Source organism: Streptomyces sp. NPDC107471, assembly GCF_055582845.1.
On record NZ_JBVJPC010000001.1, the window covers coordinates 1 to 26431 of the forward strand.

A 26431-nucleotide genomic window follows, 5' to 3' on the forward strand; every position below is an offset into this window, starting at 1 on the left:
TGGTCGGCGACCGCATGGGCGAGCAGGTCGGCGAGGCGCAGCTCATCTACAACTGGGAAGCGCTGCCGGCCGAGGTCGCCCAGCTCATCCACGCCCACCCGACGCAGAGCGAGGCGCTCGGCGAGGCGCACCTGGCGCTGGCCGGCAAGCCGCTCCACTCGCACGACTGACCCTCGGTCGACGAAGCGACGACAGACTTCCGCAATTCGTAAGGAGCAACCGAAACCATGGCGGTTTCCGTAACCCTTCCGGCGCTCGGCGAGAGCGTCACCGAGGGCACCGTCACCCGCTGGCTGAAGGCCGAGGGTGAGCGTGTAGAGGCCGACGAGCCGCTGCTCGAGGTCTCGACCGACAAGGTCGACACCGAGATCCCCTCCCCCGCCGCCGGCGTCCTGGCCTCCATCAAGGTCGCCGAGGACGAGACGGTCGAGGTCGGTGCCGAGCTGGCCGTGATCGACGACGGCACCGGCGCCCCGGCCGCCGAGCAGGCCCCGGCCGCCGAGCCGGTCGCCGAGCCCGCCCCCGAGCCGGCCGCGGCCGCGCCCTCCACCGAGCAGGCCGCCCCGGCGCCCGCTCCCACCGCCGAGGCCGCTTCCGGCGGCGGCTCCGCCGAGGGCACGGACGTCGTCCTGCCCGCGCTGGGCGAGTCCGTCACCGAGGGCACCGTGACCCGGTGGCTGAAGGAGGTCGGCGACTCCGTCGAGGCCGACGAGCCGCTGCTCGAGGTCTCCACGGACAAGGTCGACACCGAGATCCCGGCGCCCACCTCCGGTGTGCTGCTGGAGATCGTGGTCGGCGAGGACGAGACGGCCGAGGTCGGCGCCAAGCTCGCCGTCATCGGCGCCCCGGGTGCGGCTCCGGCCGCTGCTCCGGCCCCCGCCGCCCCGGCCCCGGCCGCCGAGGCCCCCGCCCCGGCTCCGGCGCCCGCCCCGGCCGCCCCGGCGCCCGACCCGGCACCGGCCCCGCAGGCTCCCTCGGCTCCGGCCCCGCAGCAGCAGACGGCTCCGGCGCCCGACCCGGCGCCCGCCGCTCCGGCTCCGGCGCCCGCGCCCGCCCCGGTCACCCCGGCCCCGGCTCCCGCCGCGACCTCCGGTGACGACGGCGCCTACGTGACCCCGCTGGTGCGCAAGCTCGCCGCCGAGAACGGCGTCGACCTGGCCGGCGTCAAGGGCACCGGCGTCGGCGGCCGTATCCGCAAGCAGGACGTCATCGCCGCCGCCGAGGCCGCGAAGGCCGCCGCCGCTGCCCCGGCTCCGGCCGCCGCCGCTGCTCCGGCCGCCAAGAAGGCGCCGTCCCTGGAGGCCTCCCCCCTCCGTGGCCAGACCGTCAAGATGCCGCGCATCCGCAAGGTCATCGGCGACAACATGGTCAAGGCGCTGCACGAGCAGGCGCAGCTCTCCTCGGTCGTCGAGGTCGACGTCACCCGTCTGATGAAGCTGCGTGCCCGGGCCAAGGACGCGTTCGCGTCCCGTGAGGGCGTCAAGCTCTCCCCGATGCCGTTCTTCGTCAAGGCGGCGGCGCAGGCGCTGAAGGCGCACGCGCCGATCAACGCCAAGATCAACGAGGGCGAAGGCACGATCACCTACTTCGACACCGAGAACATCGGTATCGCGGTGGACTCCGAGAAGGGCCTGATGACCCCGGTCATCAAGCACGCGGGCGACCTCAACATCGCCGGCATCGCCAAGGCCACGGCGGAGCTCGCGGGCAAGGTCCGCGCGAACAAGATCACGCCCGACGAGCTGTCCGGCGCGACCTTCACCATCTCCAACACCGGTTCGCGCGGTGCGCTCTTCGACACGATCATCGTGCCGCCGGGCCAGGTCGCGATCCTCGGCATCGGTGCCACGGTCAAGCGGCCGGCGGTCATCGAGACCGAGGAGGGCACGGTCATCGGCATCCGTGACATGACCTATCTGACCCTCTCCTACGACCACCGTCTGGTGGACGGCGCCGACGCGGCCCGTTACCTGACCGCGGTCAAGGCGATCCTGGAGGCGGGCGAGTTCGAGGTCGAGCTCGGCCTGTAAGCCACCTGGTGTGCGTCGCGGTGCCCCCGTCCGGAACTTTCCGGGCGGGGGCACCGTCGTCTCACCGGGGCGTCAGCGCCTTGTCCGACCAGCCCCACAGCTCCTCCACCCACACGTTGGGGACGGACAGCTCGGGCGCGCGCGTGAGGTGTTTCGTGCGGTACGCCTTCAGGACGTCGTAGGTGGCGTCCAGGCAGTCCCGGGAGGTGAGCCTGCCGGTCCGCGGGTCCACGCCGACGAGGAACCCGCGCGCCTCGACCGTACGGATCATGGCGCGGGCACGGTTCACGTCGTACGTCGCGGTCCCCGTGCAGCGGTAGCGGCTGTACGGGTGCTCGGACCGGCCCGGGTAGTGGGCGTCCGTGGACATCTCGCCGAGCATGCGCTCGTACGACCCCTCGGCGTGCCAGGCCCCGATGTCGCCGCCCGGCGGGGTGTACAGCTTTCCGCCGGGGTTCTCCACGGCGCCGTAGACCCAGCGGCCGGTGCCCGGGACCTTGAAGCCCCAGCCGACGTGCCCGAACCGCTGGGCCCCGTCGGGTTTGACGAACACGCAGGCCGCGCCCCTGCCCGGGGCCGCACCCGCCATGGCGGTGATCGTCCGCGAGGTGCCCGGTGTCGTCCCCGCCGTCGCCCGTGCGGCCTGCTGTCCGCAGCCCGCCACGCCGACGAGCGCGCCGATCACGGCCACGAGGGCCAGTACCCGTCGTCCCCCGATGTGCATGCCGTCCCCCTGTGGTGCGATGGGGCGCCCCGCGCGGGAACCCCTGACCAACGCGACACACCGGGAAGCCGGGGGGTTCCGTGTCTTGACAGAAGCCGTCCGACTGGGAGCGTGTAAGCCTCGTCTCACCTGCATGAAAGCGCCCCCGTGCGCCCCTCCCGGACGGGCCCGCGGCCTTATTGTCTAAACGTCAAACGCCCTTAAGGAGCTCTCATGACCGCGCCCGTCGTCCACTCGCTGCGCGAACAGATCCGCGAGCACATCGTGGAGGGGATCGTCAGCGGGCGCTGGCAGCCGGGCGAGCGGATCGTGGAGCGCCGTATCGCCACCGAGCTGGAGGTCAGCCAGACGCCGGTACGGGAGGCACTGCGCGAGCTGGAGTCGCTGCGGCTGATCGAGTCCGCGCCGAACAAGGGCGTACGGGTGCGGAACCTGACGGCGGCCGACCTGGAGGAGAGCTACCCGGTCCGGGCCGGCCTGGAGGCGATCGCGGCGGAGCTGGCGGCTGAGAAACTGGCGCGGGACTGCTCGGCCCTGGAGCCGCATGTCGCCGCGCTGTACGAGGCGGACCGGGACGCCGACGGCACCGGCCAGGTGCGGCACACCGTGGGTTTCCACCGTGAGCTGGTGCGGGCGGCCGGCAACTCGGTGCTGCTGCACACCTGGGAGGGCCTGGGCATCGAGGTGTTCACCGCGCTGTCGATCCGGTGGCTGGGGACGGTCCAGCAGTCGTACGCGGAGGAGCACGAGGAGCTGCTGGCCGCGTTCAAGCGCCGGGACCCGCGGATCCCCGAGATCGTGAAGGCCCATGTGCTGGGGTGCGCCCCGAGGGCCTGACGCAGTCGAGCACACCGGCGCTCACCTGCGAAAACCCTGCGGAATACCTTCGAAAACAAGGCACCCGGTGTCTTTTTCGGAGACACCCCGTGCCTACTTTCTCGTCATCGAGAAGTTTTGCCCCTCAACCCTTTGATCGATCATCGATCAGCGAGTTAGAGTCGCCGACGGGCCCTTACCGGGGCCCTCCGCCCTGTCCTGCCAAAGACCAAGGGCACCCCCGAACCCTTACAGATGAGGGAACCCCCTTCGACTGAGGAAGGCGGCGACATGACCGACCCCAACGCCATCCAGCCCAGCGAGCTCGACCAGCTCCACGACCGGGACCCCGAGGAGACCGCCGAATGGCAGGCCTCGCTGGACGCGGTCACCAAGGCGGCCGGCCCGCACCGTGCCGCATACCTGATGCGCCGCACGCTGGAGCGGGCGGAGGGCAACGGCATCGCGCTGCCGAAGCTCCTCGAGACGGACTACGTCAACACCATCCCCACCGCCGCGGAGCCGGGCCTGCCCGGTGACCCGGAGATGGAGGCCCGGATCACGGCCTGGAACCGCTGGAACGCGGCCGCCATGGTGACCCGGGGCAGCAAGTACGGCGTCGGCGGCCACATCGCCACCTTCGCCTCCGCGGCCTGGCTCTACGAGACCGGCTTCAACCACTTCTTCAAGGGCAAGGAGGCCGACGGGTCCGGCGACCAGCTCTACATCCAGGGCCACGCCTCCCCCGGCATCTACGCCCGCGCCTTCCTCGACGGCCGGCTGGACGAGTCCCACCTGGACAACTTCCGCCGCGAGTCGGGCGGCAACGGCCTCCCGTCGTACCCGCACCCCCGCCGCCTGCCCTGGCTGTGGGAGTTCCCGACGGTCTCCATGGGCCTCGGCCCGCTCTCCGCGATCTACCAGGCGCGCTTCAACCGCTACCTGACGGCCCGCGGCATCAAGGACGTCTCCGAGTCCCACGTCTGGGCCTTCCTCGGCGACGGCGAGATGGACGAGCCCGAGTCCACGGCGGCACTCGGACTCGCGAGCCGCGAGGGCCTCGACAACCTCACCTTCGTCATCAACTGCAACCTCCAGCGCCTCGACGGCCCGGTCCGCGCGAACTTCAAGATCGTGCAGGAGCTGGAGGCCCAGTTCCGCGGCGCCGGCTGGAACGTCGTCAAGTCGCTGTGGGGCAACGCCTGGGACGAGCTGTTCCAGCTCGACACCACCGGCGCTCTCGTACGACGGCTCCGCGAGGTACCCGACGCGCAGGTGCAGACGTACCAGACGCGCGACGCCGCCTACATCCGCCAGGACTTCTTCGGCAAGGACCCGGCGCTCGTCGAGATGGCGAAACTGCTGTCCGACGACAAGATCCTCGAGTGCTTCCACCTCTCCCGCGGTGGCCACGAGGCGCGCAAGGTCTACGCCGCCTACAAGGCCGCCGTCGAGTTCAAGGGCGCGCCGACCGTGATCCTGGCCCAGACGGTCAAGGGCCACACCCTCGGCGAGGGCTTCGCGTCGAAGAACGCCAACCACCAGATGAAGAAGCTGTCGGTGGACGAGTTCAAGACGATGCGTGATCTCCTTGAACTCCCCATCTCCGACGCTCAGTTCGTCGACGGTGTCGTTCCCTACGGCCACCCGGGCGCCGACTCCCCCGAGGTGCGCTACCTCCAGGAGCGCAGGGCCGCCCTCGGTGGTCCCGCCCCGGCCCGCCGCGTCCACCCGGTGGCCCCGCTGCCGGCCCCCGCGGAGAAGGCGTTCGCCTCCTTCGACAAGGGCTCCGGCTCGCAGAACGTCGCCACCACCATGGCGTTCGTCCGCCTGATCAAGGACCTGGTCCGCGACAAGGAGACCGGCAGGCGCTGGGTGCCGATCGTCCCCGACGAGGCGCGCACCTTCGGCATGGAGAGCCTCTTCCCGTCCCTGGGCATCTACTCGCCCAAGGGCCAGACGTACGAGCCGGTCGACCGCGACCAGCTCATGTACTACAAGGAGGCCCAGAACGGCCAGATCCTCAACGAGGGGATCACCGAGGCCGGTTCGATGGCCGACTTCATCGCCGCTTCGACGTCGTACGCGACGCACGGCGAGGCGATGATCCCGTTCTACATCTTCTACTCGATGTTCGGCTGGCAGCGCACGGCCGACCAGATGTGGCAGCTCGGCGACCAGTTGGGCCGCGGGTTCCTCGTCGGCGCCACCGCGGGCCGTACCACGCTGACGGGCGAGGGCCTGCAGCACGCCGACGGCCACTCGCCGGTGATCGCGGCGACGAACCCGGCGGCCCTGACGTACGACCCGGCGTTCGCCTACGAGGTCGCCACCATCGTGCGCGACGGCATCCGCCGCATGTACGGCGAGGCCGCCCCCGGCGAGGACCCGAACGTCTTCTACTACCTGACGGTCTACAACGAGCCGCTCCCGCAGCCCGCCAAGCCGTCCGCGGTCGGTGTCGACGAGGGCATCGTCAAGGGCCTGTACCGCTTCAACACCGCGGAGTCCGCGGGCCTGTCCCCGGTCGCGAACGCCCCCCGCATCCAGCTCCTGGGCTCCGGCACGGCGATCCACTGGGTGCTCAAGGCGCAGCGGATGCTGGCCGAGGAGTGGGGCGTGGCGGCCGACGTGTGGTCCGCGACGTCCTGGACGGAGCTGCGCCGTGACGCGCTGGAGGCCGACGCCGGCCTGCTGCGCGGCGAGGAGCGGGTCCCGTACGTCCGCCAGGCGCTGCACGGTGCCGAGGGCCCGGTGCTCGCGGTCTCCGACTACATGCGCCAGGTCCCGGACCAGATCGCGCAGTGGGTCGAGCAGGACTGGTCCTCGCTCGGCGCGGACGGCTTCGGCCTCTCCGACACCCGCGAGGGCGCCCGCCGCCACTTCGGCGTCGACGCCGAGTCGGTCGTGGTCGCGGCCCTGGCCCAGCTCGCCCGGCGCGGCGAGGTCAAGGCGACGGCGGTGAAGGAAGCACGGGAGAAGTACGGGCTGTGAGGCCCTGAGCTTCGACGCGTTCGGTGAATTCGGTGAAGGGGTACGGCGGCTGCCGTGCCCCTTCGCTGTCAGTGGGCCCCGGCATCATGGCCGTATGCGTGCTGCCCGGCTCATCAAGATGGTGCTGTTGCTCCAGTCCCGGCCCTCCATGACCGCCGCCGAGCTGGCGCGCGAGCTGGAGGTGTCGGAGCGGACGGTCACCCGGGACGCGCAGGCGCTGTCGGAGGCCGGCGTCCCGGTCTACGCCGACCGGGGGCGGGCCGGCGGGTACCGGCTGATCGGCGGGTACCGGACCCGGCTGACCGGGCTGGCCCGCGACGAGGCCGAGGCGCTGTTCCTGTCCGGGGTGCCGCAGGCGCTGCGCGGGATGGGGCTGGAGGACGCCGCCTCCGCCGCCCGGCTGAAGGTCTCGGCGGCGCTGCTGCCCTCCCTGCGGGACGCTTCCCGCACGGCGGCCCAGCGCTTCCACCTGGACGCGCCGAACTGGTTCACCGAGCCGAAGACGCCCGAGCTGCTGCCCGCGGTGGCGGACGCGGTGTGGGACGACAGACCGGTCACCGCGCGCTATCGCGGCCGCGAGGGCGAGGTGGAGCGGGAGCTGGAGCCGTACGGGCTCGTGCTCAAGGCGGGCGTCTGGTACCTGTGCGCGCGGGTCCCGGACGGTGGTTCCCACCGGGTGTACCGGATCGACCGTTTCACGGCGGTGACGGCCGGCGAGGCCCGCTTCGCGCGCGACGAGGAGTTCGACCTCCCCGGCTTCTGGGAGGCGCAGTCCGAGCGGTTCGCGCGGTCGATCCTGCACGCCGAGGTCGTCGTACGGCTGTCCCCGGACGGGGTGCGACGGCTTCCGTACGTCGTCGATCCGGCGTCCGCGCGGGAGGCGCTGGCGGTCGCGGGCGCGGGCACGTCCCACGAGGACGGATGGCTGACCGTGACGCTCCCCGTGGAGTCGGAGCAGGTCGCCCACTCGCAGTTGGCGGGTCTGGGGCCGGAGGTGGAGGTGCTGGCTCCGGAGAGTCTGCGGGCCCGGTTCACCGAGGACGCGCGACGGCTGGGCCGCCTGTACGGGACATAACAATCCGCCGCACTCCACGTGCGCCCCACCCCTCCAGGCCCGATGCTGGACCCGTGATGGACGAGACGGAGTTCTGGGAGCTGGTGGACGCCACCCGCGAGGCCGCCGAGGGCGACCCCGAGGAACAGGCCGACCTGCTCGTGGACCGGCTGCTCGGGCTGGACCCGGAGATGGTCCTGGACTTCGCCCGTCACTTCGAGGCCCGCTTCAACCGGGCGTACACCTGGGACCTGTGGGGCGCCGCCTGGATACTGCTGGACGGGGCGAGCGACGACGCCTTCGACTTCTTCCGGTGCTGGCTGATCGGCCAGGGCCGCGAGGTGTACGAGGGCGGGGTACACGACCCGGACTCGCTCGCCGACCTGCTGGCCGACTTCGACGAGGAGATCGACGGCGACGGCGAGGAACTGGGCTACGCGGCGGACGAGGCCTACGAACAGCTCACCGGAACCGTCGCACCCGACCTGGGCATCCCACCCGCCCCCTCCGAGCCGCTCGGCACCCCGGTCGACCTGGAGGACGACGGGTTGCTGACGGAGCGGTATCCGAAGCTTTGGGAGAGGTTCAGGGGGTGAGGGGGACGGGGGTTGAGGGTGGACGGGGGTAGAGGGGGCACGGGGATGAGGGGCGGGGCTGAGCGAGGCTGCGGGCTGAGGGGGCCGTTTGCGCCGCCGCCGACCCCGGTCGGGTGTCGGGCCGTCTGTCGGTACCGCGGGGTTCAGGGGGCGGTCGTCGTGGGCCTGCGGGATTGGTTCGAAGGCTGAGGGGGCCGGGTGTGCCGCTGCCTCCCCCCACTCCTGGTCGCCTGCCCGTGCCGTCGGGCTCCGGCCTCAGGGGGTGGTCGTGGACCTGCGTCGGGTCGTGTCCGTCGGGAGGTACGCCTGGGTCCCGTCGGCCTTCACGGCGTGGTGCATCGGGGCCGCGTTGGCCAGCGAGAGCGGTACGAGGGCTCAGAGGGCCGGGTGTGGCGCTGTCTCCCTCACGCCTGGTCGCCTGCCCGTGCCGTCGGGCTCAGGCCTCAGGGGGTGGTCGTGGACCTGCGTCGGGTCGTGTCCGTCGGGAGGTACGCCTGCGTCCCGTCGGCCTTCACCGCGTGGTGCATCGGGGCCGCGTTGGCCTGGTCGAGCGCGGACGCGGTGACGGCGGCCGGGCCGAGGACGACGGCCGCGACGGTGCAGACGACCGCCCAGGGGCCGCGGGCCGTCCGGGTCCAGCCGCCGGTCCTCGCCGTGGTGTTCGGGTGACTGCTGTTCACTTCTTCCCCACCTCCAGTCAGTGCGTGTGCATGACGATAGGGCGGCTGTTTCGGCGTGAGCCTTGAGCCGCCTGCGAGAACCCTGTGAGGGCCCGGGCACCCGGGGGTGGTTACGTCCTGCCCTGGAGTCGAGCCGCCGCCTGCCGTATCTCCGGTAGCCGGGCCTTGAGGGAGGCGCCGGGGCAGGTCGTCATGTAGGCGTCGCCGTGGGCCGCGAGGGCGGGGAGGGTCGCGGTGGTGCCAGCCTTGTAGCGGCTGAGGCTGTTGCTGGAGGTCAGGCGGACGGTGGTGCGGGGGTCGATGCCGGCCAGGCCGAGCTTCCAGGCCACCAGGGCGGCGATCGCGTCGGTCATCGCCCGCGGGACGGGTACGCCGGCGGTGAAGGTGCCGAGGGCGGCGATGCCCGCGGTGCGGTGGTTGAACCCCAGGGTGTGGGCGCCGACGACGGGGCGGTCGACGCCGCCAGCACGGCCCTCGTAGATGGTGCCGCAGCGGTCGACGAGGAAGTTGTAGCCGATGTCGTCCCAGTCCCGGGCGCCGGTCTGGCCGGCGGCGAGGTAGCGGATGATGCGGGGCGCGTCGGCGCAGTCGTAGTCGTTGGGCGAGTCGGTGTGGTGCACGAAGACCGCGAGCACCTTGTCGTCGTAGTGCGGGGGTGGCGGGGTACGGGCGGTGGTGTTTCCCTCGCCGCCGACGGCCCACACCGACCTCGCCACGATGTGCGGCCGGACCGCGGTCGACTGCACGTTCCCCTGCCGGGCCACCGCAACGGCCCCGGCCGCCCTGTCGTCGACGGCCCGCTCGATCCCCTGCACACACAACACAAGCCCGAGCACGACAGCGAGCCCGGGAACACACGCCAGCAGAAGCCGCCCGGCGTGAGGGGTACGGCGGTGTGTCCGGGTGGGGGGTGGGGGTATGGCTCGGTGAGTGGGGGTGACGGAGTCAGGTGGGGGCGCGGTGTCGGCTGGGGTCGCAGGTCTGGCGGGGGCCGCAGGTTCGGCCTGGGCCGCAGGTTGGGGGTTCTGCTCGGCTTCGGCGGCAGCCACGGGCTCGGACGGCCGCTCGTCGAACGGTGCGGCAGGCTCGGCGGAGGGCGTGGCCTCGGCAGAGCGGGACGGGGACCTGGACCCGGCAGGTGTGTCAGCCCCGGCGGGACGCGGGTGGACCCCAAACCCGGCGGACGCCCTCCCCCCAGCAGAACGCGAAAGAGACCCAAACCCAGCCGACGCCTCGCCCCCGGCAGGACGGGAGGCGGGGGCGGGCCCGGCAGGATCCTCACCCCTGGCAGCGGTCTCGGGGGGGACCGAACCCGGCGGCCGGGATGACACCGGGGTGTCGGAAGTGGGCGTCAGGCCTCGGCGGGCCCGGGGTCTCGTCAAGGGGGGCAAGCGGTGCAGTAGGGACTGGACTGCTTCGCTTGCGTGGCGTATTCGGGTCGGGCGCCGCCTTCGCATCCCCCGGGCTCTTCGGACACGCATGGTCCCACTGTGGGACGCATCCGCCCCGTCCGCGATGTGTGCTGTGCCACCCGGTGGAACCATCGTCCTGGTCCGTGACGTTTTCCCAGGTGCACCGCGTGCGCTCGCTGATCACTGGACGCCTCGCCTGCGTACTGAAGGTTCCGAGAGAGAAGGGCGGCTCCGTGGACGTGCTCGACATCCTGCTGTTGCTGGTGGTCGCCGCCTACGCGGCCTCCGGCTACCGGCGCGGCCTGGTGGCCGGCTGCGTGTCGTTCGCCGGTTTCGTCGGCGGCGCGGTCGTGGGCGTGTGGGTGCTGCCGTGGGTGATGGGCCTGGTGACCCCGGGGAGCACGGAGGCCACGGTGACCGCGGTGCTGACCGTGCTGGTCCCGGCCGCCGTGGGGCACGAGCTGGCGGGACGCCTGGCGCTCAGGCTGCGCCGGGAGCTGGACCAGGGCCCGCTCAGGGTCGCCGACGGCGTCGGCGGGGCCGTCGCCAACTCCGTGGCCGTGCTCGTCGTCGCCTGGGTCGCCGCCAGCGTGCTCGGCGCCTCCTCGTCCCCGCTGGTGACCTCGGCCATCCGGGACTCCGTCCTGCTCGGCACCGTCCAGGACGCCATGCCGGAGACCACGCCGTCCTGGTTCTCCCGGGCCACCTCCGCGCTCACCGAGGCGGGTTTCCCGCAGGTGTTCAACCCGTTCGAGAACGAGTCGACGGCCGAGGTCGCACGGCCCACCGGCGACAGCGTCACGGCCGCCGCCAGCAACGCCGCCAAGCTCAGCACCGTCAAGATCGAGGGCGCCTCCGGCACCCAGGGCCGCGAGGGCAGCGGTTTCGTGTACGCGCCGCAGCACGTGATGACCAACGCCCACGTGGTCGCCGGCATCGACGAGCCCAGTGTCCGGGTCGGCGGGGTCGGGCGGACGTACGAGGCACGGGTGGTGCTGTTCGACCCCGACCGGGACGTGGCGGTGCTGTACGTCCCGGACCTGCGCGCACCGGTGCTGCGTTTCGACGACGGCGCCTCCCGGGGCGACTCCGCGGTGGTCGCGGGCTATCCGCAGGACGGCGACCTGAACCTCCAGGCGGCGACCGTGGCCAACCGGGTGAAGGCCACCGGGCAGAACATCTACAGCGACGCCACCGTCACCCGCGAGATCTACTCGATCCGCTCGACCGTCCGCCCCGGCAACTCCGGCGGCCCCCTGCTCACCACCTCCGGCAAGGTCTACGGCGTGGTCTTCGCCCGCTCCACCTCCGACGACGAGACGGGGTACGTCCTGACCGCCGACGAGGTCGCGGGCGACGCCGAGAAGGCGGCGGACGCCACCTCACCGGTGGACACGGGCGAGCTGGTCACGTCGTAGCGCGGCACCCTCCCCGATGATGGGCCCACGGTCCCGCACGGCACCGGCCCGCTCGGCACCGGTGCCCATGGCTCCCGGAGGCTCCCGTGCCCGTGTTCTTCCTGATCTCGCTGTTCGTGGCGGGCCTGGCGCTCTGCCTGGTGGTGCGCAGACGCCGTACGACCGCCGCGGCCGACCAGGTGCTCAGAGACGGCGCCCCATGAGCACGTCGTCGACGTACTCCCCCGCCAGCAGGAACTCCTCGGGCAGCACGCCCTCGACGGCGAAGCCCTCGGACTCGTAGAGCCGGCGGGCGGGCGTGTTGTGGCCGAGGACGCGCAGGGTGAGGCGGCGGGCGCCCCGGCGGCGGGCCTCCTCGGTGATCGCGCGGATCAGAGCCCGCCCGACACCGCGGCCGCGGGCCCGGGCGCTGACGACGAAGCCCTGGATCTGGCGTACATGGGCGTTCGCGGCCAGGCCGTTCGGGAAACCCAGACGGATGTAGCCGAGGATGCGGCGGTCGGCCTCGGCGACCAGGCAGTCGTCGGGGAGGTGGCGCTCGTCGAAGAACGGCCGGTAGGGCGGCCGCTGTTCGGGCAGGACCTCGTGCAGCGGCGACCACTCGGCGCGGTCGAGACGGCCCAGTTCCTCTTCGTCGTCGGGGAGGGCCAGACGTACGGACAACTCGGACATGACCGTAAGCCTACGGTCGGGGTACCGGAACCAGACATCGCTCTTACCCACCCACCAGGCAGGATGAGGTCATGCAACGTTCAAGAATCGCGGTGGCCGGGGCTTCCGGACTCATCGGCTCGGCGCTCGTGCGGTCCCTCACCGCGGACGGGCACGAGGTGGTGCGCCTGGTGCGCCAGGAGCCCCGGGGCGACGGCGAGGTCCGCTGGGACCCCGAGGCCGGCCGGGTCGACGCGGCCGGGCTCGCCGGGTGCGACGCCGTGGTCAACCTCGCGGGGGCGGGGGTCGGTTCGCGGCGCTGGACGGAGGCGTACAAGAGGCAGATCCACGACAGCCGGGTGAACGGCACGAGCGCCCTCGCCCGGGCCGTCGCCTCCCTGGACGAGCCGCCGAAGGTCTTCGTGAACGGCAGCGCTATGGGCTACTACGGCGAGACCGGCGACCGGGTCGTCGACGAGAGCTCACCGCCCGGGGAGGGGTTCCTGCCCGAGCTGTGCGTGGAATGGGAGGCGGCGGCCGGGCCGGCGCAGGAGGCGGGCGTACGGACCGCGTTCACCCGCACCGGACTGGTGGTGGGGCGCGGCGGCGGGGCCTGGGGCAGGCTGTTCCCGCTGTTCCAGGCGGGGCTCGGCGGGCGGATGGGCGACGGCGGCCAGTACTGGTCGTTCATCGCGCTGCACGACGAAGTCGCCGCGATCCGGCATCTGTTGGAGACCGAGGGGCTGTCCGGGCCGTTCAACCTCACCGCCCCCGAACCCCTGACGAACCGTGAGATCACCGAGGCCATGGGGCGTGTGCTGCACCGACCGACGCTCTTCGCGGTCCCCGCGCCGGTCCTGCGGGCCGCGCTCGGAGAGATGGCCGGGGACGTGCTGGGCAGCGCACGGGTGCGGCCCACGCGGTTGCTGGAGTCGGGGTTCACGTTCGCGTTCCCGGACATCGAGGGGGCGATCCGGGCGGCCTGAGTGTTTCCATGGCCGTACGTGACGACATGCGACCGCTGTGCGACCGTGCCCTGTCCATGCGCGACTGTCCTTGACCGATCACGGCCCTACCCTCGACCAGAACTCGGGTATCCCCGGAGCCAGTTGGGGGCATGACGTCTCCACCGGCCGCGCAACCTCGAGGAGGGGCACGTGCTTGAGCCCGCGTACCAGGCGGACGTCGTGATCGTGGGAGCCGGGGTCGCCGGACTCTCCGCGGCACATCGGCTGACCAGCCAAGGAGTGACCGTCGCGGTGTTGGAGGCCGCCCCCGGTGTGGGCGGCCGCATGTCGACGGAGAAGGTCGACGGCTTCCGGCTCGACCGGATCGGGCAGTTGCTGTCCACCGCGTATCCAGAACTGCGTCTGACCCCCGGTCTCGACGGGCTCGTACTGCGCCCGTTCGCACCGGGGGTCCTGCTGCACGGCGACGGGCGCCACCACCGGGTGGACGCTCCGGCGGGCGCCCGTAGCGCAAGGGGCGCACTGCGCGCGGTGCGCGCCCTGGCGAGCGCCCCTCGGGGGGTGCCGGGGCCGGGACTGGTGGCCGCGTCCCGCAGGGCCGCCTTCCGGGTGCTGCCCGGTTCCGGCCAGGGGACCGTCTCTCGTGTTCCCCGCGGGGCCACCCCGCTCGGTGGCGCCGTCGACCAGGCACGGCTCGGTGCCGCCCTCACCCGGCTCGCCAACGTGCCCGTCGAACGCCTTCTCGTCCGTCCCGAACTGCCCGCCGGGCAGGCGCTCGCGGCCCGGGGTCTGCCCGCGCGCACGATCGACGGGTTCCTGCGCCCGCTGCTCGCCGCGCTGCTGTGCGACCCCGCGCTGACGACGTCCAGCCGGTGCGCCGACCTCGCCCTGCGGGCCTTCGCGGGCGGGCGGCTGTGCGTGCCGGAGGGGGGCGCGGAGACGCTCCCGGAGCTCCTCGCGCAGACGCTGCCGGCGGGCACCGTGCACACGGGCGTGCGGGTCACGTCCGTCGCGACCACGTCGGTGACGACGGCCGAGCACGGCGAGGTCCGGTGCCGGGCGGTGCTGCTGGCGACGGACGCGCGGGCCGCGGCCCAGTTGCTGCCGGGGCTGCGGGTGCCGGACTTCCATCCGGTGACGGTGGTCCACCACACGACGGACGACCCGCCCCGCACGGGTTCCGCGCTGCTGCTCGACGCCGACCGGGGCGGCCCGGTGGCCCACACGGCGGTGGTCAGCGAGGTCGACCCGAGCCGGGCCCCCGCGGGCCGGGCCCTGATCTCCTCGACGGTCCTCGGCCCCCCTCCGTCCGACCTGGAGGCGGCCGTACGCACCCATCTGGCCCGCCTGTACGGCATGTCGACACGCCGCTGGGAGACCCTCGCGGTCCACCACACCCGCGAGGCGGTCCCGGCCATGCCCGCCCCGCACGACCTGCGCCGCCCGGTCCGCCTCCTGGCCGGCCTGTACGTCTGCGGCGACCACCGGGACACGAGCACGGTCCAGGGCGCCCTGCACTCGGCCCACCGCGCGACGAAGGCCATCCTGAAAGACCTGGGAGCGGCCGGCTCCATGCACCGGGCAGACCCGACCCCAACAGCCCAGGCAGCCTGACGGTCACCCCCGCGCCCCCTCAAGGGGCGCGGGGAACTGCGCGACCAGCCACGACGGCGCCGCACTCGACACCGGACCGGCGGAGCCACGGCGGGTGCGGCCTACCCGAGCGCGGCGACCTTGTCGCGATAACTCCGCACCGGCGCCGCGTCCTTGTACGGCTCCAACCGCCGCTCGAAGTCCCGCACGTACTCCACCGCCCGCACCGACCGCATCTCCGCGGCCTGCCCCGCGGCCTCCGCGGCCAGCGAGCACGCCTGGTCCAACTCCCCCAGCCCCAGCCGCGCGGACGCCAGCACCACCCGGCAGAACAGCCGACTGCGGGCGTACGCCGGCGCCCTCAACTGAAGGGAGCGCTCGGCGTGTTGCGCGGCCGCCCGGAACTGCTGCAGATCCCGGTGGCAGTGCCCGAACTCGTCCGCGAGCTGCGCCTCGTCGAAGAACCGTGCCCAGTGCGGGACTTCGTCACCGGGGCGCGCCGCCTCCAGCGCCCGCTCCGCGCGGACCAGCGAGGCCGTGCACGCCCGCACCTCCCCCAGCACCCCGTGCCCGCGCGCCTCGGCCGAGTGCAGCAGTGCCTGCACGACCGGCGGGGCGCTGGTGCCGACGCCCTGCTGGGCCACCCGCGCGAGCTGGATCGCCTCCCGGCCGTGCCCCAGGTACACGGCCTGCCGGCTCATCGTGACCAGGACGTACGCCCCGTACGCCCGGTCCCCCGCGGCCTGGGCGAGCCGCAGCGCCTGCACGAAGTACCGCTGGGCGAGTCCGTGCGCCGCGATGTCGTACGACGTCCAGCCCGCGAGCCGGGTCAGGTCGGCCGCCGCGGCGAAGAGCCTGCGCCCGGTGGTCTCCCCGTAGGTGCCGCGCAGCATCGGCTCGCACTCGTGCTCCAGGTAGCGGACCAGGGCCTGCCGGGCGTGCCCGCCGCCGTACTGGTCGTCGAGGGTGCGGAAGAGGTCGCCGACCGAGCCGAGGGCCGCGATGTCACCCCCGGTGACCCGCTGGCCGGGGCCGCGCTCGGCCTGGCCGCGCTGCCGGGGCACCACCGGGCGCCCCTGGGGAGGGACGCGCAGGGGCGGCTCGCCGCGGGCGACCCGGTCGTCGGGGCGGCCGATCAGCCAGTCCCGGCTCGGCACCACCAGCCCCGCCGGGGTGAAGGCGATCTTGCGCAGTTCGGCGTGGCTGCCGGAGTCCTTGCGCCACAGGCCGCTGACGATGTCGACGGCCTCCTCGGGACCGGCGGCGAACTCCAGTCCCGCGTAGACGGGCGCGCAGGCGTCGAGGCCGAGGTCCTGCGCGGAGAGCCGGCGTCCGAGCCGGCGGGTGAAGACCTCGGCGATGAGGGCGGGTGTGGTGCCCCGGGGTTGCTGCCCGCGCAGCCACCGGGTCACGGAGGTCTTGTCGTATCTGAGATCCAGCCCGTGTTCGAGACCGAGCTGGTCCACGCGTCGGGCGAGACCCGCGTTGGAGAACCCCGCTTCTGCGATGAGCGCGGCGAGCTGTCGGTTGGGAGTGCGCTGCGCGGGTCGTTCCGTCATCTGCGGTGCGGTCTCCTGCCTTTCGGGCCGTCACGTGGTCACGTGGTGCCCGGATTGCCTGTGAGCTGCCCTTATGGCCTCTGCGAACGGCGCGAATGTAGCGGAGAGTAAGCAGGCGATCGCACACTTCGACGTTCGTTCATCCGATCGTGTGAGGATTGCCCCCAGGGCTGACGTCCGCGACCCGGACGTACAGTGGCGTAGGCACCCTTCGTGCCTTACGACCTTCTAGGGAGGCGCTTGCCGTGAGTGGGTTGCGGTTCGTCCGCATGGGGTTCGGTGCGGACGCGGTCGAGTACCAGGTGGCCTGGGACGAGCAGCGCCGGGTGCACGCGGCGCGGTTCGAGGACGAGGTCCCCGACACGGTCCTGCTGCTCGAACACCCCCCTGTCTACACGGCGGGCCGGCGCACCGCGGACAACGAGCGCCCCCTCGACGGCACTCCCGTCGTCGACGTCGACCGCGGCGGCAAGATCACCTGGCACGGACCGGGCCAACTGGTGGGCTACCCGATCCAGAAGCTGCCGCGTCCGGTGGACGTGGTGGCCCACGTACGACGGCTGGAGGAGGCCCTGATCCGCACCTGCGCGGAGTTCGGCCTGGAGACCACCCGCGTCGAGGGCCGCAGCGGGGTGTGGGTGCTCGGCGACCCGGTCGAGCAGCGCCCCTCCCTCGGCGGCCTCTCCCTGGACTTCGACCCCCGGCTCACGGACGAGGAGTTCGACCCGCGTCTGAACGGTCCGGAGTACGCCCCGTCCAACGCCGGCCAGCGCCGCGAGGACCGCAAGATCGCGGCCATCGGCATCCGCGTCGCCAAGGGCGTCACCATGCACGGCTTCGCGCTGAACGTGAACCCGGACAACAAGTGGTTCGACCGGATCATCCCGTGCGGCATCCGGGACGCGGGCGTCGCCTCCCTCGCGGCCGAGCTCGGCCGGGACGTGACCATCGACGAGGTCCTGCCGGTCGTCGAGCGGCACCTGCGGGACGTACTGGAGAACGCGGAGCTGAAGCCGAGGGTGATCGAGAAGACACCTGCGGCCTGAGACAGGCGGTGGGCTTTCAAATCCACGGGCGTACCCTTGAGCACGCCGAAGAATCAACGCTAGGGAGCCGGTCGTGTCCGCAGTCGCACCCGACGGACGCAAGATGCTGCGCCTGGAGGTCCGCAACGCTCAGACCCCCATCGAGCGCAAGCCCGAGTGGATCAAGACCCGGGCGAAAATGGGTCCCGAGTATACCGCCATGCAGAAGCTCGTGAAGAGCGAGGGCCTGCACACGGTGTGCCAGGAAGCCGGCTGTCCCAACATCTACGAGTGCTGGGAGGACCGCGAGGCGACCTTCCTCATCGGCGGCGACCAGTGCACCCGGCGCTGCGACTTCTGCCAGATCGACACCGGCAAGCCCGAGGCGCTCGACCGTGACGAGCCGCGCCGCGTCGGCGAGTCCGTGGTCACCATGGACCTGAACTACGCCACCATCACCGGCGTCGCCCGTGACGACCTGGAGGACGGCGGCGCCTGGCTGTACGCCGAGACGGTCCGCCAGATCCACGAGCAGACCGCGGGCCGCGAGGCCGGCCGCACCAAGGTCGAACTGCTGGCCCCCGACTTCAACGCCGTGCCGGAGCTGCTCCAGCAGGTCTTCGAGTCCCGCCCCGAGGTCTTCGCGCACAACGTCGAGACGGTCCCGCGGATCTTCAAGCGGATCCGCCCCGGCTTCCGCTACGAGCGCTCCCTGAAGGTCATCACCGACGCCCGCGACTTCGGCCTGGTGACCAAGTCCAACCTGATCCTCGGCATGGGCGAGACCCGCGAGGAGGTCGGCGAGGCGCTCCGGCAGTTGCACGACGCCGGCTGCGAGCTCATCACCATCACGCAGTACCTGCGCCCGTCCGTGCGCCACCACCCCGTGGAGCGCTGGGTCAAGCCGCAGGAGTTCGTGGAGCTGAAGGAGGAGGCCGAGCAGATCGGCTTCTCCGGCGTGATGTCCGGACCCCTCGTCCGGTCCTCCTACCGGGCCGGCCGGCTCTACCAGATGGCCGTCGAGAAGCGTGGCGCGTACGTCGCCTCGCAGGCCGTCTGAGCGGCTCCTGATGGCACGGAGTGCCACTCCAAATGTGTGAATCCGAGCACAAGCAACGACCGCTCGGTAGTGGCCGATTGACGCGGTCCCGGGCATCCCCGCAGATAGGGGGGTCATCGGGGCCGCGTCCGCGTTTCGGGGCGAAGCATCAAGGCTTCATGGGCGTTTGACCGGTCGGTCACGCCCTGGTAACACCAATCAGTGACCCTGGTTGTACACCCCGTGCACCGTTCACCAAGGCCGTCATCCCGAGGGGGGACCTCCATCATGCAGGCCGCGCCGGTTCGCGCCACCGCCATCCCGTCGTTCACCACTGCACTGCGTGCCGTCGAGTCGTTGCTCATGAGCAGCGGCCAGCGCACCGCCCGTCGCAACGCCTGGACCTCCGTCCTGGAGGACCGCCGCCGTGCCAAGGACCGGGTCGAGGCGCAGCGCGTCCTGGACCAGACCTTCACCATCAGCTCCTGAAGCCTGCCTCTCGAGGGCGGGCACTGCCGTCGTCGGCGCCCGCCGGGCCACGTAGACTTCGGGGCATGGCGAGAAGTGACAGTGCGGCCGATGCCGCGAACCCCGGGCGACTGAAGCAGATCGCCCTGACGTACAAGATGACCCGCAAGGCCGACAAGAAGATCGGCCTGGTGCTCGCGGGTGTCTTCATCCTCATCCTCGGCGTTTTTCTCGCCATCGGTTTCCTGATCGGCCACCCGGTCTACCTCGGCATCCTGGGCTTCCTGCTCGCCTTCCTCGGGACGGCGATCGTGTTCGGGCGCCGGGCGGAGCGGGCCGCGTTCGGGCAGATGGAAGGCCAGCCGGGGGCCGCCGCGGCCGTGCTGGACAACATCGGCCGGGGCTGGACGACCACCCCCGCGGTGGCGATGAACCGCAGCCAGGACGTGGTGCACCGGGCCGTCGGCAAGGCCGGCATCGTCCTGGTCGCCGAGGGCAACCCGAACCGGGTCAAGGGCCTGCTGGCCGCCGAGAAGCGGAAGATGAACCGCATCGTCGCGGACGTGCCGGTGCACGACATCGTCGTCGGCACGGGCGAGGGCCAGGTCCCGCTCAAGAAGGTGCGGACCACGATGCTCAAGCTGCCGCGCGTGCTGACCGGCCCCCAGGTGACCGCCACCAACGACCGGCTGCGGGCGATGGGCGACCTCATGAGCAACATGCCGTTGCCGAAGGGCCCGATGCCGAAGGGCATGAAGCTGCCGAAGGGCGGCGGCAGGACCCGCTGACTCCTCGCGTACGACGATGGGGGCGCCCGGTGTGACACCGGGCGCCCCCATCGTCGTCATGGATGAGAGGTGGTCCTGGGCCGGTCAGCAGTCGTCGGCGGCCGGGCGGCCGGCGAAGCGGTCGCCGAGCCAGGAGACGACGTCACCGACGGCCTGGTTGTCGGTGAGCAGATGGTCACCGGGGTAGATCTTCCAGCCGGTCTGCACGCCCGCCGCACAGTAGGCGGCGCGGACGGCGTCCTCGGTGGCGGTGGGGATCACCTCGTCCAGGGCGCCGCGGTACTGGAGGACGGGGAAGCCGATCCGGTGGGTGCCGAGGTTCACGCCGAGTTTCTGGGCGTCCAGGACCTGGCCCCAGGTACGGCCGTCGCTGCCGCGCTGCTGGTAGAGCTGGTCGAGGGTGAGCCCGGCCGTGGTGAAGTCCTTGATGCTCTTTCCCGCGAGGCCGGTGACGGTGCCCACCAGGCAGACGGACTTGGCGGTCCGCACCGCCTCCTTGCCCTGGTCGTTGAGGAGCGAGTCGAGGGGCAGGGCGGGGTAGGCGGCCTGGATGCCGATGGCCGCGTCGGCGAGGAAGCCCGAGAAGGCGCTGCCGTCGAGCCCGGCCGCCACCTGCTTGAGGTCGCCCGGGATGCCGCCCGAGGCGTCGCCGACCACGTTGAGCCCGGGTGCGTAGGCCGCCGCCAGTTGGGCCGCCCACAGGCTGGCCGCGCCGCCCTCGGAGTAGCCCCACAGTCCGACGCGGGCCTGCCGGGACAGTCCGCTGCCCGGTACGGCGGGGGCGGCGCGGGCGATGTCGAGCAGGGCGTGGCCGGAGTCGGTGCCGGCGACGTAGCGGTGCGTCCGGCCGTCGAGGTAGCCGGGGCCGTCGGTGGCGGCGACGGCGTACCCGGCCTTGAGCAGGGCCGCGATGTTGTCGCCCTCGTACTCGTCCTGGTAGGCCCCGGCGAGCTGCTTGGAGAACGCGCACTGGGGGCCGAGGCCGAGGGTCCCGGGGTGGAAGGCGACGACGGGGCGGTCACCGGTGCCGGTCCAGGGCGCCGTGGGGACGGCGAGGGTGCCGGAGACGGCGACGGGCCGGCCCTGGTTGTCGGTGGAGCTGTAGAGGACCTTCCACGCGGACATCGGGATGGCGCCCGGCACCTGGCTCAGGGTGACGGAACGGCAGGCCAGCACGGTGCCCGGGGTGGCGGGGACGGTGGCGGGGGGTGTGTAGATGTCGGCGTCGGCCGCCGTGCAGGCGGCTGCGGCGGAGGCGGGGAGTGTCTCGGCGGAGGCCTGGGGGGCTTCGGATGTCTCGGCGGAAGCCTGGGGTGTCTCGCCGAGGAGGCCGCCGCCGAGCAGGGCGGCGGTGAGCATGCTGAGGAGGGCGGATCTCTTCATCGGTCCGGCGTGTCCCTTCGCAACGGGGGGAGGTTGCTTGGGTGCCAGACGCTAGGAGCCCGGGCCTACTGACCTGTAGTCAACCGACGCGCGTGTTCGTCGGCGCGACTGTCAGGACACGACAAAGCCGCGAGGACGCGGCGGGCGACGGAGACGCGGCCGGACTACGGACGCAGCAGGACGACGGGTCCCCCGTCAGATGCGTACTTCCACGGTCTTCGCGAGCCGGTCGTGCAGGCCCCGGCCGTCGCGGTCCCAGATCAGGGCCGGGAGGGCGAGGCAGAGCAGGACCGTGCGCAGCAGGGCGCGCGCCGGGTTCACGCGGCCGGTGTCCAGGGCGACCACGCGCAGGCCGAGGAGACGCTTGCCCGGGGTGAAGCCGAGGGTGCCGACGGTGAGGACGCCCATCACGAAGAAGACCAGCAGCGACCAGTTCGAGGTGGTCGGGTCGCCGTAGCTCTGCGTGATCAACTGGGATGCAATCAGGACGCTCATCGCCCAGTCCACGGCCAGGGCGCCCAGCCGTCGGCCGGGGCGGGCGATCGACCCCGGCCCCTGCTCGGGCAGGCCGAGCTGCTGTCCGCGGTATCCGAAGTCGACACCGGCGTCCTCGGCGGCCGCGCGGGGGCCCGAGAGCCACGATCCGATTGCATCCCTCTTGTCCACGCGTCCACGGTACTGCCAGCGTTTCGGGATACGGACAGGTGGGGCCGGGCCCACGATGTCCGGTTAACTTGTGCGAAACAAATGGGTCACGCCCGAGAAACCACCCGTCCCTAGGGTCGAGGACAGCGTGTGCCACCGCACTGGCCGCACGAACGAACTACCACCCCGGTCCAGGAACGGTCGGGAGTAGGAGGAGCTGGATGTTCCAGAACGCCGACGAGGCCAAGAAGTTCATCGCGGACGAGGACGTCAAGTTCGTCGACGTCCGTTTCTGCGACCTGCCGGGCGTCATGCAGCACTTCACGCTGCCCGTCGAGGCGTTCGACCCGGACGAGGAGCTCGCCTTCGACGGCTCGTCGATCCGCGGCTTCCAGGCCATCCACGAGTCCGACATGGCGCTGCGCGCGGACCTGTCGACCGCCCGGGTCGACCCCTTCCGCCGTGACAAGACGCTGAACATCAACTTCTTCATCCACGACCCGATCACCGGCGAGCAGTACAGCCGTGACCCGCGCAACGTGGCGAAGAAGGCCGAGGCCTACCTCGCGTCGACGGGCATCGCCGACACGGCCTACTTCGGTCCCGAGGCGGAGTTCTACGTCTTCGACAGCGTGCGCTTCTCCACCTCGTCGAACGAGTCCTTCTACCACATCGACTCCGAGGCGGGCGCCTGGAACACCGGTGCGCTGGAGGACAACCGCGGTTACAAGGTCCGCTACAAGGGCGGCTACTTCCCGGTCCCGCCGGTCGACCACTTCGCCGACCTGCGTGCCGAGATCTCCCTGGAGCTGGCCAAGTCCGGCCTCCAGGTCGAGCGCCAGCACCACGAGGTGGGCACCGCCGGCCAGGCCGAGATCAACTACAAGTTCAACACGCTGCTCGCCGCGGCCGACGACCTCCAGCTCTTCAAGTACATCGTGAAGAACGTGGCCTGGCGCAACGGCAAGACCGCGACCTTCATGCCGAAGCCGATCTTCGGTGACAACGGCTCGGGCATGCACGTCCACCAGTCCCTGTGGACCGGCGGCTCCCCGCTCTTCTACGACGAGGCCGGCTACGCGGGCCTGTCGGACATGGCCCGCTACTACATCGGCGGCATCCTCAAGCACGCCCCGTCGCTGCTGGCCTTCACCAACCCGACGGTGAACTCCTACCACCGTCTGGTGCCGGGCTTCGAGGCGCCGATCAACCTCGTCTACTCGCAGCGCAACCGCTCCGCGGCCATGCGTATCCCGATCACGGGCTCCAACCCGAAGGCCAAGCGCGTCGAGTTCCGCGCGCCCGACTCCTCCGGCAACCCGTACCTCGCCTTCTCGGCACTGCTCCTCGCGGGCCTGGACGGCATCAAGAACAAGATCGAGCCGGCCGAGCCGATCGACAAGGACCTGTACGAGCTGGCTCCCGAGGAGCACGCGGGCGTCGCCCAGGTCCCGACCTCCCTCCCGGCCGTCCTCGACCGCCTCGAGTCCGACCACGAGTTCCTCCTCCAGGGCGACGTCTTCACGCCGGACCTGATCGAGACGTGGATCGACTTCAAGCGGACGAACGAGATCGCCCCGCTCCAGCTCCGCCCGCACCCGCACGAGTTCGAGCTGTACTTCGACGTGTGATCGACGCCGAGCCAGTCCGTACGCCGCCCCCGTCCCGGTTTCTCCGGGCGGGGGCGTCGTCGTATGGTTTCTGGCACGGTTGTTCGAGACGGTGGACGGGGGACGGGGATGCCCGAACAGGACGACATGGAGCGGGAGTTCGACCTCAAGTGGGCCGACGGGGCGGCGCACAAGGAGCCGTCGGCGCGGGCCCGGATGCTCGCGGCCCGCTGGAAGGAGAACCCGCCGAAGCCACAGCCGTTCCGCGCCGAGGCCGAGCTGAGAACGCCTCGCCGTTCGTCGTGGCGTTCTACGGCGATCGTGTTCGGCGGGGTGGCGGTGATCGTCCTGCTGCTGGGGTACGTGAACTTCCGGGCGTCGTACTAGCCGCGCTCGGCAGGTAAATGGCAAGCTCCTCCGGGCTGTCGCCGCCTACGATCTCCGGACACATCGAGGCCGGGAGTGGGCGTGCGGGGGAACGTCGAGGACGTGGCGGCGGCGGTGGTGCGCCTCGCGGAGGGGGCATCGCTCGGGGAGACGGTCGACACGGCCGATCCGGGTGCCTGGATCGCGCTGGACACCAGGGCTCGCGAGCACGGCTGGGGCTACGGCGAGGTCTCCTGGACGCCGGCCACCTGGGAGCGGACCGCGGGCGGACGGGCGCTGACGAACGCCCTGCGGCAGGGGCTGCCCGGCGTCCTGCGTCCCGGCGAGCCGGACGGAACGTCGGACTGGCTCCGCACCGAGGCGCGGCTCGCGCTCGGTCTGTGCCACCGGGACGGCCGGATCCGGGCCGCGGCCCTGGCGCGGGCCGCCGCGTATCCCGGGCTGCTGGCGCTGGTGGTCGTGCGCTGTTCCGACTGGGCACCGCCGGTGCGCGAGGACGCACGCCGGCTGCTGACGGAACTGCTCGACGTCGAGGCCGCCGTACGGCTGCTGCCGCTGATCCTGCGCGTCGGACGCCGGGGCCGGGGCGACTTCGCCACCGACCTCGCCACCAAATTGCTGCGTGCTGCGCCGCGGGACACGCTCGCCCCGCTGTACGCCGACGCCGACCGGACCATCCGGCGGTACGCCTACCGCATCGCCGTGGACCAGGGTTTCCTCTCGCCCGCCGAGTTGGCCGGTGTCGCCGCGCGGGACGAGGACACGGTGGTCCAGGGGCTCTGCGCGGAGGCCGCGCTGGCCGCTGCGGGGGAGGGCGACGCGGCCGACGACGTGCTCGGACCGATGCTCGCGGCTCGTAATCCGCGGGTGCGGTCCGCGGGGGTGACCGCGTTGCGGCGGGCCGGACGGGGTGAGCTGGCGGTCCGGTACCTCGGTGACCGGGCCGGGGTGGTGCGGGCCTGTGCGCGGTATGTCGTACGGCAGTCCGGGGGCGACCCCCTCGAGTGGTACCGGCGTCGGTGTGCCGGTGCCGGCGTTTCCACGCCGACGGCGGGGGCGGTCAGCGGGCTCGCGGAGTGCGGGGACCGGAGTGACGCCGAGGCGCTGTGGGCGTTGACCGCGCATCCGGATCCGGTGGTCAGGGCGCGTGCCGTGGGCGGGCTGCGCACGCTGGACGTGCTGGACGTACCGCGGCTGCGGGAGCTGCTCGACGATCCCGCGCCCGGTGTGGTGCGGGAGGCGGCCTTGGCGCTGGTTCCGTCCGCGCGGCTGCTGGACGGAGAGTGGCTGCTGGAACGGCTGGCGGTGGAGCGGGCCCGGGAGACGCGGGTCGCCGCGTTCCGGCTGCTCGGCGCACACGACGGGCTCGTACGGCTGCGGGCCGCCGTCGCCCTGGTCGACGATCCGGACGACAGGCTGCGGCACTGGGCACGGCAGTCCGTGCAGCGCTGGCGTCCGACGGCGGACGTGCCGCCCGGGACCGCCGAGGTGGGTGAGCTCCTGGGCCGGGCCCGCCATCTCTTCAGTGACCATGTGCGGAAACGGCTGCTGTGGGAGGCCGGGCTCGGGGCCTGAGCCTTTGCTGGGACCAGGGCTGAGCGCGACCGCTTCATGGGGTGACGCGGGTGCACACTGAGGGTGGGGCGAGTGCCTTACTGCGAGGTGGTGCAGATGCGGAGTCGTTTTCGGAGCGACCGGCGGCTGACCGTGCGGATGACGGTCACGCTGTTCCTGCTGGGACTGCTGTACGTGGCCTTCGTCGCCGCGTTGATCGTGCTGCTGAGGTCGTGGCTGCTGGTCGTGGCGCTGGTCGCCGCGATGTTCGTGGCGCAGTTCTGGTTCTCCGACAGGATCGCGATGTTCGCGATGCGCGGGCGGGTCGTGGGGCGGGAGGAGTATCCCGAACTGCACGCCGTGGTGGACCGGCTGTGCGCCATCGCGGACATGCCCAAGCCGGTGATCGCGGTGTCCGCGATGGACATGCCCAACGCGTTCGCCACCGGGCGGAACCCGGACAACGCCGTGGTGTGCGTGACCACCGGGCTGCTGCGCCGGCTGGACCCCGCCGAACTGGAGGGCGTGCTCGCGCACGAGTTGTCGCACGTGGCGCACAAGGACGTCGCCGTGATCACCGTCGCGTCCTTCCTCGGGGTGATCGCCGGGCTGATCGTGCGGTTCGCGTTCTACAGCCAGGTCTTCGGCGGGCGGAAGGACCAGAACACCGCCGTGATCTTCGCCGCCGTGATGGGTGTCTCGGCGGCCGTCTACGCCCTCAGCTTCCTGCTGATCAGGGCTTTGTCCCGGTACCGGGAGCTGGCGGCGGACCGGGCCGCGGCCCACCTCACCGGCCGTCCCTCCGCCCTCGCCTCCGCGCTCACCAAGGTCTCCGGAGAGCTCGCCCGCATCCCCACCAAGGACCTGCGCACCGCCCAGGCCTTCAACGCCTTCTACTTCACCCCCGCCACCGGCAGGGAGCCCGGCATCGAGCGGATCTTCTCGACGCACCCGTCCCTGGAGCAGCGGCTGGAGCAACTGGGGCGGATCTCGGCGGAGTTGGGTGAGCCGGTGAAGCCCGGGAAGGCGGGCTGAGC

Annotated in this window: 23 protein-coding genes and 1 pseudogene; 17 read left to right on the forward strand and 7 right to left on the reverse strand. The window is 72.0% G+C overall.

Annotated features, from left to right (window positions below):
• Both ACZ66S_RS00005 and sucB read left to right on the forward strand, forming a co-directional pair.
• Positions 1–170: pseudogene (locus ACZ66S_RS00005) on the forward strand (dihydrolipoyl dehydrogenase); the annotation flags it as partial.
• A gap of 57 nt (positions 171–227) precedes the next feature.
• Positions 228–2030 carry a 2-oxoglutarate dehydrogenase, E2 component, dihydrolipoamide succinyltransferase gene (gene sucB / locus ACZ66S_RS00010; RefSeq protein WP_469898480.1) on the forward strand — a complete coding sequence of 601 codons (1803 nt, stop codon included), beginning with the start codon at positions 228–230 and terminating at the stop codon, positions 2028–2030.
• A gap of 61 nt (positions 2031–2091) precedes the next feature.
• On the opposite strand, the gene ACZ66S_RS00015 is transcribed toward sucB, so the two are convergent.
• Complete coding sequence (locus ACZ66S_RS00015; protein ID WP_469898482.1) at positions 2092–2754, reverse strand: hypothetical protein; 663 nt, start codon at positions 2752–2754, stop codon at positions 2092–2094.
• Between the two features lie 213 nt (positions 2755–2967).
• On the opposite strand from ACZ66S_RS00015, the gene ACZ66S_RS00020 reads away from it, so the two are divergent.
• From ACZ66S_RS00020 to ACZ66S_RS00035, 4 genes are all read left to right on the forward strand, one after another.
• Positions 2968–3591 (forward strand): GntR family transcriptional regulator, encoded by a 624-nt coding sequence (locus ACZ66S_RS00020; RefSeq protein WP_469898484.1) that lies wholly within the window; start codon positions 2968–2970, stop codon positions 3589–3591.
• Positions 3592–3861: 270 nt separating this feature from the next.
• Positions 3862–6564, forward strand: coding sequence for a pyruvate dehydrogenase (acetyl-transferring), homodimeric type (gene aceE / locus ACZ66S_RS00025; protein ID WP_469898486.1), 2703 nt, complete (start codon positions 3862–3864; stop codon positions 6562–6564).
• Positions 6565–6658: 94 nt separating this feature from the next.
• Positions 6659–7639, forward strand: coding sequence for a helix-turn-helix transcriptional regulator (locus ACZ66S_RS00030; protein WP_469898487.1), 981 nt, complete (start codon positions 6659–6661; stop codon positions 7637–7639).
• 56 nt (positions 7640–7695) lie between these two features.
• Entirely contained in the window at positions 7696–8214 is a 519-nt protein-coding gene (locus tag ACZ66S_RS00035) for a DUF4240 domain-containing protein (protein WP_469899640.1), read from the forward strand.
• Between the two features lie 443 nt (positions 8215–8657).
• Here ACZ66S_RS00035 and ACZ66S_RS00040 read toward each other — a convergent pair whose 3' ends face one another.
• Positions 8658–8894 carry a hypothetical protein gene (locus ACZ66S_RS00040; RefSeq protein WP_469898489.1) on the reverse strand — a complete coding sequence of 79 codons (237 nt, stop codon included), beginning with the start codon at positions 8892–8894 and terminating at the stop codon, positions 8658–8660.
• Positions 8895–9004: 110 nt separating this feature from the next.
• Positions 9005–9943, reverse strand: coding sequence for a peptidoglycan recognition protein family protein (locus tag ACZ66S_RS00045; RefSeq protein WP_469898491.1), 939 nt, complete (start codon positions 9941–9943; stop codon positions 9005–9007).
• 596 nt (positions 9944–10539) lie between these two features.
• Between ACZ66S_RS00045 and ACZ66S_RS00050 the strand changes: the two genes are divergently transcribed.
• A complete protein-coding gene (locus tag ACZ66S_RS00050; protein ID WP_469899641.1) occupies positions 10540–11724 on the forward strand; it encodes a MarP family serine protease in 1185 nt (394 codons plus the stop codon).
• A 183-nt stretch (positions 11725–11907) separates the two neighbouring features.
• Here the strand turns inward: ACZ66S_RS00050 and ACZ66S_RS00055 are convergent, their stop codons facing one another.
• On the reverse strand, positions 11908–12396 hold the full coding sequence (locus ACZ66S_RS00055; protein WP_469898492.1) for a GNAT family N-acetyltransferase: 489 nt from the start codon (positions 12394–12396) through the stop codon (positions 11908–11910).
• Between the two features lie 71 nt (positions 12397–12467).
• Here ACZ66S_RS00055 and ACZ66S_RS00060 point away from each other — a divergent pair, with 71 nt between their 5' ends.
• Positions 12468–13361: a TIGR01777 family oxidoreductase gene (locus ACZ66S_RS00060; protein ID WP_469898493.1), complete on the forward strand. Its 894-nt coding sequence runs from the start codon at positions 12468–12470 to the stop codon at positions 13359–13361.
• A 171-nt stretch (positions 13362–13532) separates the two neighbouring features.
• The gene (locus tag ACZ66S_RS00065; protein ID WP_469898495.1) at positions 13533–14957 is read left to right on the forward strand and encodes an NAD(P)/FAD-dependent oxidoreductase; all 1425 of its coding nucleotides are present in this window, start codon (positions 13533–13535) and stop codon (positions 14955–14957) included.
• 101 nt (positions 14958–15058) lie between these two features.
• Here the strand turns inward: ACZ66S_RS00065 and ACZ66S_RS00070 are convergent, their stop codons facing one another.
• Positions 15059–16495: a regulator gene (locus ACZ66S_RS00070; RefSeq protein ID WP_469898497.1), complete on the reverse strand. Its 1437-nt coding sequence runs from the start codon at positions 16493–16495 to the stop codon at positions 15059–15061.
• Between the two features lie 245 nt (positions 16496–16740).
• Here ACZ66S_RS00070 and lipB point away from each other — a divergent pair, with 245 nt between their 5' ends.
• The 4 genes from lipB to ACZ66S_RS00090 all read left to right on the forward strand — a co-directional run bounded on the left by lipB (position 16741) and on the right by ACZ66S_RS00090 (position 19815).
• Complete coding sequence (gene lipB, locus ACZ66S_RS00075) at positions 16741–17541, forward strand: lipoyl(octanoyl) transferase LipB (protein ID WP_469898499.1); 801 nt, start codon at positions 16741–16743, stop codon at positions 17539–17541.
• A gap of 73 nt (positions 17542–17614) precedes the next feature.
• On the forward strand, positions 17615–18580 hold the full coding sequence (gene lipA, locus ACZ66S_RS00080) for a lipoyl synthase (protein WP_469898500.1): 966 nt from the start codon (positions 17615–17617) through the stop codon (positions 18578–18580).
• A gap of 267 nt (positions 18581–18847) precedes the next feature.
• On the forward strand, positions 18848–19048 hold the full coding sequence (locus ACZ66S_RS00085; protein WP_359034491.1) for an SCO2195 family GlnR-regulated protein: 201 nt from the start codon (positions 18848–18850) through the stop codon (positions 19046–19048).
• A 65-nt stretch (positions 19049–19113) separates the two neighbouring features.
• Complete coding sequence (locus tag ACZ66S_RS00090) at positions 19114–19815, forward strand: DUF4191 domain-containing protein (protein WP_469898502.1); 702 nt, start codon at positions 19114–19116, stop codon at positions 19813–19815.
• A gap of 84 nt (positions 19816–19899) precedes the next feature.
• Here ACZ66S_RS00090 and ACZ66S_RS00095 read toward each other — a convergent pair whose 3' ends face one another.
• Together ACZ66S_RS00095 and ACZ66S_RS00100 are read right to left on the reverse strand one after the other, a co-directional pair.
• Entirely contained in the window at positions 19900–21198 is a 1299-nt protein-coding gene (locus ACZ66S_RS00095) for a lipase family protein (RefSeq protein ID WP_469898503.1), read from the reverse strand.
• Positions 21199–21393: 195 nt separating this feature from the next.
• Positions 21394–21864 carry an RDD family protein gene (locus ACZ66S_RS00100; protein ID WP_469898505.1) on the reverse strand — a complete coding sequence of 157 codons (471 nt, stop codon included), beginning with the start codon at positions 21862–21864 and terminating at the stop codon, positions 21394–21396.
• A gap of 200 nt (positions 21865–22064) precedes the next feature.
• Between ACZ66S_RS00100 and glnA the strand changes: the two genes are divergently transcribed.
• The 4 genes from glnA to htpX all read left to right on the forward strand — a co-directional run bounded on the left by glnA (position 22065) and on the right by htpX (position 26429).
• The gene (gene glnA / locus ACZ66S_RS00105) at positions 22065–23474 is read left to right on the forward strand and encodes a type I glutamate--ammonia ligase (protein WP_469898507.1); all 1410 of its coding nucleotides are present in this window, start codon (positions 22065–22067) and stop codon (positions 23472–23474) included.
• Between the two features lie 108 nt (positions 23475–23582).
• Positions 23583–23840: an SCO2583/SCO2584 N-terminal domain-containing protein gene (locus tag ACZ66S_RS00110; RefSeq protein ID WP_469898508.1), complete on the forward strand. Its 258-nt coding sequence runs from the start codon at positions 23583–23585 to the stop codon at positions 23838–23840.
• Positions 23841–23921: 81 nt separating this feature from the next.
• Positions 23922–25415 (forward strand): HEAT repeat domain-containing protein, encoded by a 1494-nt coding sequence (locus ACZ66S_RS00115; protein ID WP_469898509.1) that lies wholly within the window; start codon positions 23922–23924, stop codon positions 25413–25415.
• 96 nt (positions 25416–25511) lie between these two features.
• Complete coding sequence (htpX, locus tag ACZ66S_RS00120) at positions 25512–26429, forward strand: zinc metalloprotease HtpX (RefSeq protein WP_469898511.1); 918 nt, start codon at positions 25512–25514, stop codon at positions 26427–26429.
• Positions 26430–26431 lie beyond the last annotated feature (2 nt).

Bases quoted from the DNA above. Each gene is read 5' to 3' on its own strand.
- sucB (WP_469898480.1), top strand. From the start codon at position 228: ATGGCGGTTTCCGTAACCCTTCCGGCGCTCGGCGAGAGCGTCACCGAG.
- ACZ66S_RS00015 (WP_469898482.1), bottom strand. From the start codon at position 2,754: ATGCACATCGGGGGACGACGGGTACTGGCCCTCGTGGCCGTGATCGGC.
- ACZ66S_RS00020 (WP_469898484.1), top strand. From the start codon at position 2,968: ATGACCGCGCCCGTCGTCCACTCGCTGCGCGAACAGATCCGCGAGCAC.
- aceE (WP_469898486.1), top strand. From the start codon at position 3,862: ATGACCGACCCCAACGCCATCCAGCCCAGCGAGCTCGACCAGCTCCAC.
- ACZ66S_RS00030 (WP_469898487.1), top strand. From the start codon at position 6,659: ATGCGTGCTGCCCGGCTCATCAAGATGGTGCTGTTGCTCCAGTCCCGG.
- ACZ66S_RS00035 (WP_469899640.1), top strand. From the start codon at position 7,696: ATGGACGAGACGGAGTTCTGGGAGCTGGTGGACGCCACCCGCGAGGCC.
- ACZ66S_RS00055 (WP_469898492.1), bottom strand. From the start codon at position 12,396: ATGTCCGAGTTGTCCGTACGTCTGGCCCTCCCCGACGACGAAGAGGAA.
- ACZ66S_RS00060 (WP_469898493.1), top strand. From the start codon at position 12,468: ATGCAACGTTCAAGAATCGCGGTGGCCGGGGCTTCCGGACTCATCGGC.
- ACZ66S_RS00070 (WP_469898497.1), bottom strand. From the start codon at position 16,495: ATGACGGAACGACCCGCGCAGCGCACTCCCAACCGACAGCTCGCCGCG.
- ACZ66S_RS00085 (WP_359034491.1), top strand. From the start codon at position 18,848: ATGCAGGCCGCGCCGGTTCGCGCCACCGCCATCCCGTCGTTCACCACT.
- ACZ66S_RS00090 (WP_469898502.1), top strand. From the start codon at position 19,114: ATGGCGAGAAGTGACAGTGCGGCCGATGCCGCGAACCCCGGGCGACTG.
- ACZ66S_RS00095 (WP_469898503.1), bottom strand. From the start codon at position 21,198: ATGAAGAGATCCGCCCTCCTCAGCATGCTCACCGCCGCCCTGCTCGGC.
- glnA (WP_469898507.1), top strand. From the start codon at position 22,065: ATGTTCCAGAACGCCGACGAGGCCAAGAAGTTCATCGCGGACGAGGAC.
- ACZ66S_RS00110 (WP_469898508.1), top strand. From the start codon at position 23,583: ATGCCCGAACAGGACGACATGGAGCGGGAGTTCGACCTCAAGTGGGCC.
- htpX (WP_469898511.1), top strand. From the start codon at position 25,512: ATGCGGAGTCGTTTTCGGAGCGACCGGCGGCTGACCGTGCGGATGACG.